This is a genomic window from Actinotignum vesiculae, assembly GCF_051267215.1.
In the GTDB taxonomy this organism is placed as follows: Bacteria; Actinomycetota; Actinomycetes; order Actinomycetales; family Actinomycetaceae; genus Actinotignum; species Actinotignum schaalii.
The window spans coordinates 167,334-182,228 of record NZ_JBOZGG010000002.1 but is presented as its reverse complement, the minus strand read 5'-3'; the positions used below and the strand labels follow the sequence as shown (position 1 = coordinate 182,228).

The 14,895-nt window shown below is 57.7% G+C and carries 13 protein-coding genes; 8 read left to right on the top strand and 5 right to left on the bottom strand.

Annotated features, from left to right (window positions below; all coding sequences use genetic code 11):
• Positions 1 to 83 precede the first annotated feature (83 nt).
• Positions 84 to 1,313, top strand: a complete 1,230-nt coding sequence (locus tag ACRQHG_RS02030; protein WP_435713331.1) for a hypothetical protein — start codon at positions 84 to 86, stop codon at positions 1,311 to 1,313.
• 244 nt (positions 1,314 to 1,557) lie between these two features.
• On the opposite strand, the gene ACRQHG_RS02025 is transcribed toward ACRQHG_RS02030, so the two are convergent.
• The 3 genes from ACRQHG_RS02025 to ppc form a co-directional block, all read right to left on the bottom strand.
• Complete coding sequence (locus tag ACRQHG_RS02025; protein ID WP_435719381.1) at positions 1,558 to 2,412, bottom strand: Abi family protein; 855 nt, start codon at positions 2,410 to 2,412, stop codon at positions 1,558 to 1,560.
• An 801-nt stretch (positions 2,413 to 3,213) separates the two neighbouring features.
• Complete coding sequence (locus tag ACRQHG_RS02020; RefSeq protein ID WP_435713329.1) at positions 3,214 to 3,732, bottom strand: hypothetical protein; 519 nt, start codon at positions 3,730 to 3,732, stop codon at positions 3,214 to 3,216.
• 266 nt (positions 3,733 to 3,998) lie between these two features.
• Complete coding sequence (ppc, locus tag ACRQHG_RS02015; RefSeq protein WP_435713328.1) at positions 3,999 to 6,827, bottom strand: phosphoenolpyruvate carboxylase; 2,829 nt, start codon at positions 6,825 to 6,827, stop codon at positions 3,999 to 4,001.
• A gap of 198 nt (positions 6,828 to 7,025) precedes the next feature.
• On the opposite strand from ppc, the gene ACRQHG_RS02010 reads away from it, so the two are divergent.
• The 7 genes from ACRQHG_RS02010 (at position 7,026) to ACRQHG_RS01980 (ending at position 13,558) form a co-directional block, all read left to right on the top strand.
• Entirely contained in the window at positions 7,026 to 8,015 is a 990-nt protein-coding gene (locus ACRQHG_RS02010; RefSeq protein ID WP_435719380.1) for a sugar-binding transcriptional regulator, read from the top strand.
• A gap of 340 nt (positions 8,016 to 8,355) precedes the next feature.
• Positions 8,356 to 9,030 (top strand): deoxyribose-phosphate aldolase, encoded by a 675-nt coding sequence (gene deoC / locus ACRQHG_RS02005; RefSeq protein WP_435713365.1) that lies wholly within the window; start codon positions 8,356 to 8,358, stop codon positions 9,028 to 9,030.
• Positions 9,031 to 9,135: 105 nt separating this feature from the next.
• Positions 9,136 to 10,542 (top strand): L-fucose:H+ symporter permease, encoded by a 1,407-nt coding sequence (fucP, locus tag ACRQHG_RS02000; RefSeq protein WP_435713326.1) that lies wholly within the window; start codon positions 9,136 to 9,138, stop codon positions 10,540 to 10,542.
• 53 nt (positions 10,543 to 10,595) lie between these two features.
• Positions 10,596 to 11,693, top strand: a complete 1,098-nt coding sequence (locus ACRQHG_RS01995; protein ID WP_435713325.1) for an aldose 1-epimerase family protein — start codon at positions 10,596 to 10,598, stop codon at positions 11,691 to 11,693.
• Positions 11,693 to 12,601: a ribokinase gene (gene rbsK, locus ACRQHG_RS01990; RefSeq protein WP_435713324.1), complete on the top strand. Its 909-nt coding sequence runs from the start codon at positions 11,693 to 11,695 to the stop codon at positions 12,599 to 12,601. The genes ACRQHG_RS01995 and rbsK overlap by 1 nt, the downstream gene beginning before the upstream one ends.
• Before the next feature lie 168 nt (positions 12,602 to 12,769).
• A complete protein-coding gene (locus ACRQHG_RS01985) occupies positions 12,770 to 13,150 on the top strand; it encodes a hypothetical protein (RefSeq protein WP_435719379.1) in 381 nt (126 codons plus the stop codon).
• A 42-nt stretch (positions 13,151 to 13,192) separates the two neighbouring features.
• A complete protein-coding gene (locus tag ACRQHG_RS01980; protein WP_435713322.1) occupies positions 13,193 to 13,558 on the top strand; it encodes a hypothetical protein in 366 nt (121 codons plus the stop codon).
• Positions 13,559 to 13,665: 107 nt separating this feature from the next.
• On the opposite strand, the gene ACRQHG_RS01975 is transcribed toward ACRQHG_RS01980, so the two are convergent.
• Positions 13,666 to 14,355 carry a DUF981 family protein gene (locus ACRQHG_RS01975; protein ID WP_026429366.1) on the bottom strand — a complete coding sequence of 230 codons (690 nt, stop codon included), beginning with the start codon at positions 14,353 to 14,355 and terminating at the stop codon, positions 13,666 to 13,668.
• Between the two features lie 6 nt (positions 14,356 to 14,361).
• On the bottom strand, positions 14,362 to 14,613 hold the full coding sequence (locus tag ACRQHG_RS01970) for a hypothetical protein (RefSeq protein WP_016442796.1): 252 nt from the start codon (positions 14,611 to 14,613) through the stop codon (positions 14,362 to 14,364).
• Between the last annotated feature and the right edge of the window lie 282 nt (positions 14,614 to 14,895).

Genomic DNA, 14,895 nt, shown 5'->3' with positions numbered 1-14,895 from the left:
CGCCTTCGACGGCTCTGCCACCACGGCTGACACCACCAGGCCGGCACCCATGGCGCTTTCCGCCAAGTTTTAAGGATCAACTCATGACAGAACATACAACTACGCCCGGAGGGGCAACTCCCGAGCGTGATTACCCTGAAGCAGCCGCGGCGCATACCCGCGCGGATCGCGAACGTGCTACCGCACGTCCGGTAGATGCCCGGGTGGCTTCGGCCGAGCAGTACTCGGCCGAAGATGCGAAGCCAGGGTGGCGCTCCACTTTCCTAGGCGCTGATACCCCGGGCCGAGCCACCAATATGTCCTGGGGCTCCGTTTTCGCCGGTGTTGCCGTTGCTATTGCCACCCTGGTGGTCTTCAGCTTCCTCGGCGCGGCGATCGGCCTGGGCACTTTCGATCCGGCCTCCAGTAATCCCGGCGAAGGTTTCGGCTTCGGCATGGGGCTGTGGGCGGTGTGCTCCATTGTGATCGCCCTAGGTTTGGGCGGTTACGTGACGGGCGCGCTGGCCGTCAAAGGCGGGCTGCTGCACGGCCTGACCACCTGGGCCACCACGATTATTGTGGCCACCGTTGCGGTGTGGCTGGGTATTTCCGCCGCGCTGGGAGCTGTTGGTTCGGCCATCGGCTCGGTGGGTAACGCCGCGGGTAGCGCGGTAGGCGGGGTGGCGCAGGCCTCCGGGAATGCCGTTTCGGAGGCTGCTAGCGCTATTTCCGATAACCTCGATGTTCAGTGGGATAGCGTGGAAGCCCAAACGGAGAAGATCCTTGCCGATACCGGTGAGGAAACACTCCAGCCTGATTACCTGCGCGGTCAGGTGGACGGTGCCACGGACGATATCAGTGCTGCGGCCAAGGACCTCGTGGTCAATCCGGAGAATTACGAAACGATCCTTTCCGATCTGGGCGATTCGCTCCAGCAGCGAGTTGATTCCGTGACCAAGGATATTGACCGTGATGCGGTAGCGAAGTCCGTTGCTGCCAATACGGACCTGAATGAGGATGAAGCTCGCAAGGCCGTGGATAACGCGGTGGAAGCGTACAACCAGGCGCAGGTCAAGGCTGAGCAAGCTCTTAATAACGCGGAAAAGACCCTCCAAGATGTGCAGGCTCAGGCCAAGGACCTGGTTGCGGAAGGCCGCGAGGTTGCTCAGGACGTCACCGATACCGGTTCCACCGTTGCTATCTGGGCCTTTGTGGGCCTACTCCTCTCCGCGATTCTCACCGCTTTTGCGGGTGTGTGGGGCTCGCGCGCGGTGGTAGGTCGCAATGATGCCGGTGCGGTGCGCCGCGATGCGGATGCTACGCGCAGGAAGTAGGCGTGCGGCCATATAGCAAGCAGCATGAAATAACTAGCAGAATGCTTGAGGCCGCTGCACGGCGATAGAGCCGGCTAACGGCTGGACAGAGCTAAGTATTGGGCCGAGTCAGGTACCGAAATTCAGGTACCTGACCCGGCCCGTTATTGCACATATTAAGTGCAGGTAAAGTTGCACGTACAGCGCAAACAAAAAGACTCACCGATAGATGGTGACTGCAACGAATGCGACTTCTATAAATCGATTAGTTGAAGGTGGTAGCGTCAAATTCTCCGTAGCGGGCCGGATTTTTTATGCCGGCGTTTAGTAATTGATTACCTTCTAATATAGGGTTTATTTGCTTTGTAAGCCAGTCTTTTTCAATGCCCGATTTGGCGGCCAGGTCATCTAGCGCTACAAGAATTTTATATACTGAATGGTCAGAAAATTTACCGTATGCTTTCTTTGCTCTGCGCTCAATATTTGGCAGTAAACCAGGAACATCAAGCACGGAGTGATTCCAGAGTTTTAATCCATGTGCACATCTATTTCGTAGGTACACGAATGAGCGTACTTGGCTCGGGAGTGTTCTTCTTGAAGCGCTCAGGCTCTTAGCTATTTCGTCGAGCACTCCTGATTCACCTGAAGCGGTGATGAGACGTGACAGAGATCCGAACGTCATGCCCTCCACGGCTACCCAGATAGGCATACGGTCGTACGCTTCTAAAGCGTAGGAACTACCGACTTTTATGTTATCTCGGTAGTGGGCTATAAACGGCTCTTTGGATCTATCAAGGCTTGTTAGAGCATGGTCCTCAGCTCTCGCGGCATTGTTGTCTGGCGGCTGAGTGAAACCTTCCCCGCGAGCAAAGCCGCCAAGCGGAGTCACTAGATGTCCATACGCATAAGCAAAGCGCGTGCGTAGTAACACCTCTACTGGATGTAACACAGCCGTACATTTTACGATGAGTTGTTCCTCTACTTCGTAGAGCCTCTTTATTTTTTCAAAAGACGTGCCTTGCGCGAACGTGTTGTCTCCGTTGGCGGGGTCACGCTGCCAGTAGCGAAAGTACCCGGAAAATCGGTAGTAGCTGACTCGAGAATCTGGGCTATAGGACAAAATGTGTTGGTTACGATACCGTAGGTATCCCTAGATTTAGCCCGCCGCGCAGGCCCCGACCCGAGTCGTACTCCCGTGCGTACACCGTTTCCTGCGCCCCGCACCGTTCGCATATGCAGCGGATTGACCCTCGGCAGGGTCCACCGTCAAGCGTGCGAATCCGTTGATCTGCGGGCCAAACTGCGGCGGACGCCCCTCTGCGTACCCTGCCGCATACGGAGGGCGTGGGGGCGGCCAAACGCTCGTATACGCGGACGACGGCGCGCTTTGCGTACGCGCAGGGCTTGGGAGAGTGCTGAGCGGGAAAATGGGTGGAAAGCAGATCTTCAATCCGGGCCTTTCCGCGTCAGAATGCGGAAAAGTCGGAGTTAAACCAACACGTTTTGTCCATCCAAAAACTCGAGTCAAACCGAGTTTGAACCCGACTTTAGCCTGCTAGCAAGCCGAAAAGTCCGGATAAAACCAACACCAAGTGTCCTATAGGCCGAAAATCTAGTGCAGCGGCTTCATCAGCGATGAGCAGCCCACGGTCGGCTAGTAGCGTGAGTTGCTGCACGTATGTAACCCCCGGCTTATCCATCCCACCTGCCTGTCAGGAAAGAAAGGCCCCGGTCATTTGTGCGTTGTAAAAACAAGAGGCCTGACCGGGGATCTATCACTAGTAAAACTACCTGAGTTTCCTGAAGGAAGCAAACTAAGGGGCGGGTACCACTTTCTCGGTACCCGCCCGTGTACAGATTGGGTTGGTGCGCGGTAGCTGCGTCGTCGTTCCGGCGCCGCGCTATCGCAAAAAAGCCGCGCCTAGCGCTCCCGGTCTTCCAGATATCGAAGCAGCACTGCTTCGTATCCGTCCAGCGCGCCCTCGGGATCCTCCGCCGCCTTCTCAAGGAAGGGGATCAGATCCGGCCCGGTTTTCTCCATGACGTTCAGACGATCCGGATTCATGTAGCGGAAAGCCTTTTCCATAATATGGCGGAGAATAGTCTGACCGATTGCCACATATGCGAAAGCCACCGACTTATGATGCGAAAAACCGCCATCTTCGAGCGCCCGGGAAAGCCCCTGGAGCTGGCGGGCGAAATGCACCGTCAGCTTCGGGTTGCATAGGAGAACCTCGCCCAGCCCGTTGTAATCATCCAGGGTGCGCCGCAGATTGGCATCTGCCTGCTCGATGGCATCATGCCAATCGGTGCCCGCGTGCACAATTGGTGTTTCATCGGCAGCGCGCCGAATAACTGCCTCAACGATATCCTGACGGCCATCGTAAAGGCGGTACACCGCGGGGGTCGCGACACCGATCTTGCCTGCAATATCACTCATAGTGAAGGTAAAGACGCCAACCTCCTTCGCTGCGCGAATAACATCGTCAGCGTTGAAGCGTTGCTTCCTACCCACTCTTCTTCTATATGTTCGTTCCACGGTTTCAGTTTAGTGTAAAAATAAGTCCGGTGTCGCCCGAAACACAGGTTTTTTCTTAATAAAAGCCACAGAAAATAAAAATGAGGCTCAGCACCGGCGCCTTTGCCGGTCCTGAGCCTCATCCGCGCGGTGAGATCGCCGCACGCTTTATACGGTTCTCATAACGTTTATCCCGTATTCTTCATTCCAGCAGAAATGCCGTTAATCGTGGTGAGCAGGGCACGCTGCTCATCGGCCGATTGCGCCTTGCCGGCAACTCCATCAGCGGCGGCTGCATCCGCGCGCACCCGCGCCAGCAGCGCCACCTGAAGGTAATGAATCGGTTTGAGATATTGGTCACGAATACGCAAGGTGCGCTGGAGAACCGGCTGGGTATCCAGAAGATCGTCCTCGGCCAGCAGTGCCTCAAGCTCACGTACCGTTAGCTCGTATTCTTCGCGAATCTCCGCGTAGATATGGTGGAGGCGCTCGGGCACCAGGGTGCGCACATAATGCCCGGCAATATCCATATCAGTTTTCGCCAGGGTCATTTCAATATTGGACATCGTGGTGCGGAAGAACTGCCAGCTGCGCACCATCTTCTTCAGGTCCTCACCGTACCCGGCTTCGCGCGCGGCCCGCAGCCCGGAACCGGCACCGAACCAGCCGGGCACAATCTGGCGGGATTGGGTCCAGCCGAATACCCAGGGAATAGCCCGCAGGCCGTCCAAACCCTTTTCCGAGGTAGTGCGCTTGGAGGGGCGCGAACCGATATTGAGATCGCCCAGCAATTCCACCGGGGTGGAGGTCACGAAATATTCTGGCAGATCCGGATCATCGGCGAGCACGCGATAGCGCTGGTAGGCCGCCCCGCTGAGGAAGTCCATGACCTCGTCGTAACGGCTGAGCGACACATTGCTATTACGCGGTTCGCGATGTAGGGCAGAAGCTTCCATAACCGCGGCCAGGGTGAGGGAGAGGTTCTCCCGCGCGAGGGCCGGCAAGGTGTACTTATCGGAAATAACCTCGCCCTGTTCGGTGAACTTAATTTCCCCGTCCAAAACGCCGTAAGGCTGCGACAAAATCGCATCGTAGGTGGGCCCGCCCCCGCGCCCCACCGAACCGCCGCGGCCGTGGAAAAGTCGCAGGGTCACGCCGTGCCGAGCGGCGACGTCGCGCAACTGGCGCTGCGCCTGGTGAATCTCCCACTGGGAGGTCACCACACCCGCATCCTTATTGGAATCCGAGTAGCCCAGCATAACTTCCTGGCGGTTACCCCGCAGCCGCACAATTTCCCGATAGGAAGGATCGGAGAGCAGGGTATCGAGGATCTCCCCGGCCCGGCGCAGCTCCGGAACTTCTTCCAGCAGCGGCGCGAATCCCAGATCCGCGCGCTTCTCCGCGCTCTCCAGATCAATAATCCCCGCTTCGCGGGCCAGCAGTGCCACGGAGAGGATGTCATCGGGACCGTGGGTCATGGACACCAGATACGTGGTAATGGCATCCGTCCCGTAAATCTTATGGGCCTGGCGAATCGCCCGAAATACCTCGAAAGTCTTTTGTGAACTCTCCGTTAGCGGCGAGTCATCGGTGTTGATCAGCGCGGGTGCCAGCGGGCGCGCGGAAGCCAGTTCCCGCCCCAGCAGCGCGGTGCGTTCCTCGCGGCTGAGCGTGGCGTAATCCGCCTCCAGCCCCCCGAAGCGATTGAATAATTCGCTCAATAGCTCAAAATGCTTCTCGGAGTGCTCACGCACATCCAAAATGACCAGCCCCAGGCCCATACCGTGAATAATCTGCTGGGCGGTGGCGAGCAGCCCGTCGGCCACCCGTTCCGCGCCGTGGCGGCGCAGCGCATCGCGCAGCAACTGGAATTCTTCTTGAATTTCCGTTCCGGTGGCGTAGTCATGACCGGGAATATGCTCCGCACCCGTGGTGATGCGGGCCTTCGTATTATTAAGTTTCGAGCGAATGGCACCCAGCTTGAGCCGGTAGGGTTCTTCCGCGTAGAGCGCCCGCGAATCTTCATCCACGAGGTCCGGGAAGCGGAAGTCCTCTTCCAGGGAGGCCAGCAGTGCGGCGTCGTCGCCGGAAAGACGCGAGGAAATCGACAAGCTGAGCATCGCGCGGTTCACGAACCACACGGCAATATCGATAGCGGTGCTGGACTGGAGCCGCAATACGTCCGCGGTGACGTCCGCGGTGACGTACGGGTTTCCGTCGCGGTCCCCACCGATCCAGGAACCGAAACGGATCGGGACTGCGTCTTCGGGCAGGTGGGCGCCGTAACGTTCCAGTTCGTCGCGGAAATCCGTGATGACATCGGGAAGGGTATCCGTGTAGAGACTGCGCAGGTACCACATGACATTGCGGGCCTCGTCCAGGGGAGTGGGCTGCACGCGGCGCAATTCGTCCGTGAGCCAGATGCTCTCCATCACCGAGGCGAGTTCGCGATCCTGGCGGGCGCGTTCCTCGCTACCTTCTTCCGTTTCCGTTTCCACAATTTCGGAGACGCGGCGCAGCTTGGTCAGCACGGCGCGCCGTTGCGCTTCGGTGGGGTGAGCGGTGAAAACGAGGCGAATATCCAGCGAATCAACGGTTTTTTGCAGGCCCTCCAGCCCGACCGCGTCATAAATACGGGAAATCGCGCGCGGAACCCAGGATTCAGCCGGATCCTTATCACCAATAACCTTGATACGGAACGTTTGTTCCGCCGCGTTGGCGAGCAGGAAGTATTCCGCGAAGGCACGCGTGAGAATAATAGCGGTATCCGTGGACATATTATCCAGGGAGCGCTGCACTTCCGAGGCGGCCGTCTCCGAATCGAGATCGCGCGCCGCCGCCCGGACTTTCTCAATGAGATCGAGGGTTTCTTCCCCGTGCTGCTGGGCAATTTCCTGACCGAGCATCGTGCTCAGGCGCCGCACAACCGCGCGCAGCGGTGCATCGAAATCTTCGGGGGAGCGGGCCGTGGTGCGGTCAACGGAGTCGTGGAGCTGAATATCTTGGTCGTGGCTCACTAGATCTACTCGCCTCTCCTTGGGGATCTCACCGTCGCGGTATCGGCCGATGCACAGCTGTGGCGCGTGCCGGTGCCGATGCCGCTTTCCATCCTAACGCTAAGGCCGTGCCCGGGTGTAATCACAGGTCCCGGGTGGAACGACGCCGCGGCACCTGCGTTGTTACGTGCGTGCGGAGGCTCGCTTACACTAGCGGTGGTGAGGTACGACGACGAGGTGGTGCTGGTGGACTCTGGTGTTGTGACGCGGGATGGGCTTTCTTCCCGTGATATTGATGCGCTCGACGCCGCAAAACTGTATTACTCAGGACTCAGCCAGGACGAGGTAGCTCAGCGTATGCACCTGGCCCGTTCCACCATCTCCAAGTTACTCAGCCACGCCCGCAAGCGCGGTTTTGTGCGGATAACCGTCAACGATCCGCGTGAAGATGATGCGTTCCTGTGCGCGCGGTTGAGTGAGCGCTTCAATTTATTGGATGTGCGCCTGGTCAGCCCGCCCAGTTCCGCGCCGGAAGATGTGCGCGAAGCCCTCGGGCGCGTGGGGGCGCAGGTGCTCAGCGAACAGATTCGCGACGGCGACGCCATCGGCATCTGCCTCTCCCGCACCACCGAAGCGGTCTCCCGCCACATGCCCCGTATTCCGCGCAAAGGCGTGGCCATTATTCAGCTGACCTGCTGTATTGGGGCGTGCGTGCGCACCATTGATGAAACGATGGTGATGGAGCGCATCGCCGCCTCCTGCGGTGGGCAGGCCGTATATTTCCAGCTCCCGGCTTTTCTTACTGCCTCGCAACGTGAGGATCCGGATATCAAGGCGCGTTTGCGGGCGACCCGCACCCAGCGGGCCAGCACCCGGGCGGTTCTCTATACGGTGGGGGATGCCCGTTCGAATCTGGCTTATTTGGCGGGTTTCCGCCTGGAGGATGCGGATATGACGCGGCTGCTCACCACTTCGGTTGGCGATATCTGCACCCATTTCATTACCGCGCAGGGCCGGGTATGCCTCCCGGATCTCAATAATCGAGCCACCGGGATTAGCCTGCCCGAATTGCGCGGGAAGGAACAAAAAATCCTGGTGGCCGGTGGGCCGGATAAACTCCAGGCTATTTACGCTGCCCTGGCCAATGGTTATGTGTCGCGCCTGGTTACCGATGTGGGAACCGCGCGGGCTTTGACGATGATGAGTTAGGCACGCGGGGCGAGCGTTTAAGGCGCTCGGGGCGAGCGTTTAAGGGGCTCCCCGCGCCCGCGGAACATATGTTCCTTTCGCGAACATCGGTGGCAATATGGGCGCGGCGCATTCGCGCGGCAGTGACTTTTCCGCGCGCTGGCGGGCTTATGGGCACTTCCGGTGCGTGGGGCGGTGAAGGGGCAGCGCGTGGCACTCGGCGGCGCTCTCACCTAGATTCACTCGTGAACACCGTAAAACGGTGTCGTATTAGTAGCGTGAGGCTGGTAGGGGAGACTACGGTTGTGGAGTTTCCGGTTATCAGCGTGAGTCACGGTGGGAAACATACAAAGGAGTCATGATGCCCGCTCTCGATCATTATTCACGTCCCGCACAGCTCATCGACCACACTCTTTTGCGTGCCGATGCCCGCCGCGCCGAGATTGAAGAACTGTGCACCCAGGCCCGCGTCCTGGGAACCGCCTCGGTATGCGTCAATCCGGTGTGGGTGGAGACCTGCGCGAAGCTGCTTTCCGGTAGCGGTGTCAAAGTATGCACGGTTATTGGATTCCCTTTGGGGGCCAGTACGTCGGCAACCAAAGCATTCGAGACGCGCGACGCTATCGCGCACGGTGCTACCGAAGTCGATATGGTTATCGATCTTGGGGCTGCGCGCGATGGCCGCTGGGAAGATGTGGAAGCTGATATTGCCGCGGTGGTGGGGGCAGCTAAACCGGCCGCCCTGGTCAAGGTCATTATTGAGATCTGTCTACTCAGCGATGATGAGATCGTGCGGGCCTGCCAGGCCGCCCAGCGGGCCGGCGCGGATTTCGTGAAAACTTCGACCGGCTTTTCCTCCGGCGGGGCAACGGAGCACGCCGTCGCCCTCATGCGCGCAACAGTGGGGGAGCAGATGGGAGTGAAGGCGGCCGGTGGGATCCGCAGCGCCGCTGATTTCCGCGCCATGGTGGAGGCCGGTGCCAGCCGCATCGGCGCATCCTCCGGAGTCCAGATCCTCGCCGAATTACAGCGCTAAGCGCAAGCACAACAACAACCGAATATTTCCTCCCGGGAGGTGGGGTGGCAGCGACGCCGCGGCCCACCACCCGCGGGCGGATATTGACAAAAAGAAGGACTACTCATGTCACAACAAACGGCCAATGAAGCCCATATGCGGCCCGCAATAACGCCGCAACAAGAAGAATACGGGGTTCCCAATACCAGCTTCGGCCTCATTAAAGATCCCTCCCTTCAGCTGCGCGACGGTTATCTCAACCGCACCCCGCTGCTCCAATACATTCTTATTTCCATTTGTTTCCCCCTGTGGGGAGCCGCGGCGTCCCTCAATGACGTGCTCATTACCCAATTCAAATCAATTTTCGAGCTCTCGGATTTCGCCTCCGCCTTCGTGCAATCGGCTTTTTACGGCGGGTATTTCCTGCTGGCCATCCCGGCCTCGCGGGTGATCCGGAAGTGGTCGTATAAAAGCGGGATCTTGGTGGGTCTGAGCTGCTATATCATCGGCTGCACCATGTTCTTCCCGGCCTCCCATATGGCGACCTATTCCGTGTTCCTGGCGGCGCTCTTCGCTATTGCTACCGGGCTTTCCTTCCTGGAGACCTCCTGCAATACCTACTCCACCATGATTGGCCCGCGGCGCACCGCTACCCTACGCCTCAATATTTCCCAAACCTTCTACCCGCTGGGCTCTATTTTCGGAATTCTGCTCGGTAAATACCTGATTTTCACGGAAGGGGAGGCGCTGCATAAGCAGCTCGATGACCTGAGCGGCCTGGAGAAAACCCAATTTGCGCAGGAAATGCTCCAGCGCACCTTGCAGCCTTATAGGTTCATTATTCTGGTGCTCGCCGTCGTACTTATTCTGGTGGCGCTCACGCAATTGCCGTCGTGTAAACCGCTCAACGCCGCGCACCACCAGTCCCGGGCATCCATCGGCGAAACGCTGCGCTATCTTCTTCACAATAAGCGCTTCGGCACCGGGATTCTCACCCAATTCCTCTACGTGGGTATGCAAACGGCGGTGTGGTCTTTCACGATTCGCCTCGCCCTCACCCTCGATACCTCCATTAATGAACGCACCGCGAGTAACTACATGGTGTGGGCTTTCGCGGCGTTCTTTACCGGAAAATTCATCGCTAATATTCTCATGACGAAGCTCAACGAAAACCTGGTGCTCGTGCTCTATTCCCTGGCCGGGGTGGCGACCCTCAGCTACGTGGTGCTGGTGCCGAATATGACGGCGGTCTACGCCGCCATCGTGACCTCCGGGCTCTTCGGGCCGTGCTGGGCCACCATTTATTCGCGTACCCTCGACGCCATCGAGGACAAGCGGCATACGGAAACCGGTGGCGCCGTTATCGTGATGTCCATTATCGGCGGCGCGGTGATCCCCGTTATTCAAGGGTTAGTCTCGGATAAGACTGGGTCGATGCAAACATCCTTCATCGTGTCGCTGTGCTGCTTCGTGGCGGTGCTCATCTACTTCTTCTCTATTTATCGTAAAGATCGCGCGGGCGCTGCGGCATAACCGCGCACCATCGTGTTTTTGAGACGTCACTGTTATGAACAAAGGAGATCATTATGACGTTCACTATTAATCTGCGTGAGGACCAGTTCACCGAGGCACCGCGTTGCCTGGCCGAATCCCCCGAGTTTCGCGTGATCGCGCAACGCTATCCTTCGGGCGTTGCTGCGCTGACTGTGCATAATTCGCGCGGATATATCGAGGTCCTTCCGTTTATGGGCGGCATCATTTGGGACGCCCAATTCGATGGTATCTCGCTGCGTATGAAAAATATGTTCAGCCAGCCGCGCCCCGCCCGCGAGATTTCGGATACCTACGGCTGTTTCGCTTTCCATTCCGGCCTGCTCGCGGCCGGCTGCCCGAGCCCGGACGATACTCACGTGCTGCACGGGGAGTTTTCTTGCGCCACGATGGATCGCGCCTGGATTGAGATCGATAGTTGTGGGAACGACGGCGCTATTCGGCTTGCATCCACCTATGAATACGCACGCGGATTTGGCGATCATTACCGTGCCACGCCCACGGTTTCACTCGGCGCCGGGGCCACCGATTTCACCATCGGTATGGATGTGGAGAATCTTTCTCCCTGCCAGCCAATGCCCCTCCAGTACATGTGCCATATGAATTATGCTTTCGTGCCCGGCGGCATTATGCGCCAGTCGCTCCCTGCGGGTAGTTTCCAATTGCGCCGCTCGATTCCAGCCCACGTCACGCCCACGCCGGAATGGACCGAGTTGAATAACCGGATTATCACCGGTGACATTGATGCGGATTCCCTGGAAGGTGCGGAGAGCTTCAATCCGGAGATCGTGTACTTCGCCGATGATCTGCCCCGCTACGGGCAGAACGCCCGTTTTGAGCTTGCTGCCCCGGAGGGACACGCTTTCTTCACAGAATTTTCGACGGCGCAATTCCCCGTGGCGACCCGGTGGATCCTCTGGACTTTAGACCAGCAGGTGGCTGCTTTTGTTCTTCCGGGAACCAGCCGGCCCGAAGGTTTCCTGGCCGCGAAGGAGGCCGGCACTCTTATTTGGGTGGAACCTGGCGGCATAAGGAGTTTCCGAGTCCATACTGGCCTGGTACCGGAAGGGCAGGCCGCGGAGCTTTCTCATTCCCGCAGCGCGAAGAACGATACAGCAGAAGAGGCACACTAATGGATATCGCAGTAATCGGCTCGAATATGGTCGATCTTATTTCCTATATCAACCGCATGCCCGGCGACGGCGAAACCGTGGAGGCACCCGATTTTGCACTCGGCTGCGGTGGGAAGGGAGCCAATCAGGCGGTGGCCGCCGCGCGCCTAGGTTCGGCGGTGCGGATGGTGACCCGGGTGGGTAATGATCTCTTTGCTGATAACACGGTTGCGAATTTTGAGCGCAACGGGATTGATACCACCTATGTGCTGCGTACTGCGGCAACATCTGGGGTGGCGCCTATTTTCGTCAATCCGGATTCTCAGAATTCCATCATTATTGTGCAGGGGGCTAATTCCTTGCTAACTCCGGACGATATTGATGCCGCGGCGGCGGAGATTTCCAGGTGCAAACTGATCGTTTTGCAGTTGGAGATTCCCCTGGAAACGGTCTATTACGCGATTGAATTCGGGGTGAAACACGGTATTGATGTGCTTCTCAACCCGGCGCCAGCCCAACCGGATCTGCTGCTCTCCCGGGTGCGGGCCTGCACCTATTTCACTCCTAATGAAAGTGAGCTATCGCTACTCACCGGGATGCCGGTAGAAACTATCCCGGATGTTCGCAATGCCGCACATACTCTGCTGGAGGCGGGGATGCGCAACGTTATTGTGACGCTCGGCGGTAGGGGAGTGCTCTGGGTAGCTGAGGGCGTGGATATGCTGCTGCCGGCAACGCCAGTGGAAGCGGTGGATACCACCGGAGCGGGCGATGCCTTTATCGGGTGCTTCTCCCATTATGTGGTGGCCACTGGCGATATCGAGTATTCCTTGCGGATGGCTAATCGCTACGCTGCCGATTCGGTAACGAAACGCGGCACCCAAACCTCCTACGCCAGCAAGGAGGAATTCGCTCTCCTGCACAGCTAGACGGCGGTAGGGGATGCGGATCCGCACTCTGTTATATCCCCGCGCGCTGAAAGGCGCGTAGAAAGTGGCGGCCAGGGGCTCTTTCGGGAGTTTCCTGGTCGCTACTGCGCTATAGTGCCAATAAGAACAATGCCGCATACTGTACCGAGCCGTCCGTTAGGGGAAATAATGGAGCGAGGCTGGCTTTTTCATCCCGAAGAGAAATATCAATTTCACCACGTATGGGATTATGACAACCAGCATCCTGATGCGCTTTACGAGATCAGTTTTTCTAATGGGGAATGTTATCGGGCGGTCTACTTCACCTCGTTCGAAAGTGATAACGCCGGTGAACTCGACATCGAAATGGACGATCCCCTCTACGACGAGTTCTTTGTCATGGATTTCGAGATTTTGGAAATTGTCCACGACGGCCCGCGCCGGTATAGCAATTTCCTCGCGGTTGATTACCGGGATTTTCCGGAGAAGATTATTGACGTCACGACCAACACCGTGGTTTATCCTCCGAATTCGCTGACTCGGGCAAAGATACCTACTATTCAAAACTGAGACCCCCATCGCCCCCGCCACACCGAGAAAGGGGAACAATAAGTGACCGGCATCACCCATCCAGAGGAACGAGAGCAAGTAGATGTTCTTGAGGCGTACTACTGGGATCATCCAGATGCCCAGTATCGCATCGTTTTCGCCGATGGTGAGGAATATATAGGTATTTTTTTCGCGGCATTCGAAAGTGATAATGCCGGCGAGCTTGGGATTGAAATGGATGATCCCCAATACGATGAATTCTTCGTCGTTGCTATCGAGATTGTGAGTATTGTTCACGATGGTCCTAGACGGCTCAACCAATACCTTTCGCTCGATTACCGCGACTTCCCCGAAAAAATTATCGACATCACGAACGGTGTTGTGCTCTATCCGCCTTCGCCTCACTCTCCGAGCAGTACCGTTCAATAACAATCCGCGGGGTTCGGCTACTCGTGACAAGTAGTACCGAACCCCGCGGATTATCTTGGCGATAGCAGTGAAAAACTAGAATCTAGCCCGCGCGATGATGAGATTATTTAGATATAGGAACCGTCCGGCTGCGGGAAGAAGCCCACGTGGCTGTAGAACACCGTGAAGGACAGGAAGATCCACAGCATGCCCACGCCCCAGGTGAGGATGGCGGCAATACGCGCCACCCACTTGCTATCCGGAACAAAGGGGGAGAGGATCGCCGAAACCCCGGTACCCACGTACAGGAACATGACCAGCAGCGGCTCGATGAGCGATCCGGCCATGAGGCGCGCAACCGGCTCAATTTCCGGCGGACGCCACATACCGAAGTGCATACCCGCGATGCCGAAAAGCACCAGCCCGAAGCCACCGATAGCGGCCACGTAGAGGAGCGGACGCAGCGTGGCCACCAGATCGAGGGGGCGCACACCCTTATCCGCGAGCTTTTCAGCGCGCAGAATCGCAATACCGGCGATGAAGGTCAAAATCCCGTAGAAGGCAGCCGGCTCACCGAAAGTGATGTTATCAACGGAGCAGCAGAAAGCGCCGTCGATCTGGGCCAGCGGCCAAGTCAGGGTCATATGAATACCGGTAATCCCTAGGAAGGCACCGGTAGCAACGAAAGTCCAGCCCCACCCGGCCAGGGTGCGGTGATTCGGGTTCGCAGCCACGCGGGCGAAAAGAACCACGAGCACCATAATCGCACCGGCAACGAGCGCCATGGTGGTGTTATACGTAATACCTTGCATGAGCATGGCCCGTTACCTCCTTTCCGAAAGCAGGAATTGGCGGATGGACATCAAGGCGATGGAAGCGGCAAAAGTGATGCACCAGCTCAGGACGCCAAGATCCTGCCCGGTACTTCCGCTTGCCGTGGCCCAGAAGACCAGCCCGATAACGAGTCCAAGCGCGAGGACAACCCAGGTGGCTTTAGCGAGGAGCGACGCCCACCTGGCAACCTTGTGCTCCTCTAGGTCAGTGGGGATACCACTGAAATCTTGATGATTTTCCATGTGTCAAGCATAACTTAAATCGCCCAGACTTTTATCAGCTTGCGTGGAGCATTTCTTCGGACAATAGTCCCGTGTGACGCAAATCGCTGAAAACTCGCCATTTTTGCGAAATTTTAGTTGTAGTACGACGACGCTGCGTGTCTCACCACACGGAATGGACTCAGCGGCACGCCGGTACAGAAACCCGGTATAAGAAAATTCCGGGCTAATAGACAAATGGTGGGTCTTATACCGGGAGTTTGCCCTGTCATACCAACGAAAAGTCGGCCTTATTGAGGTCGG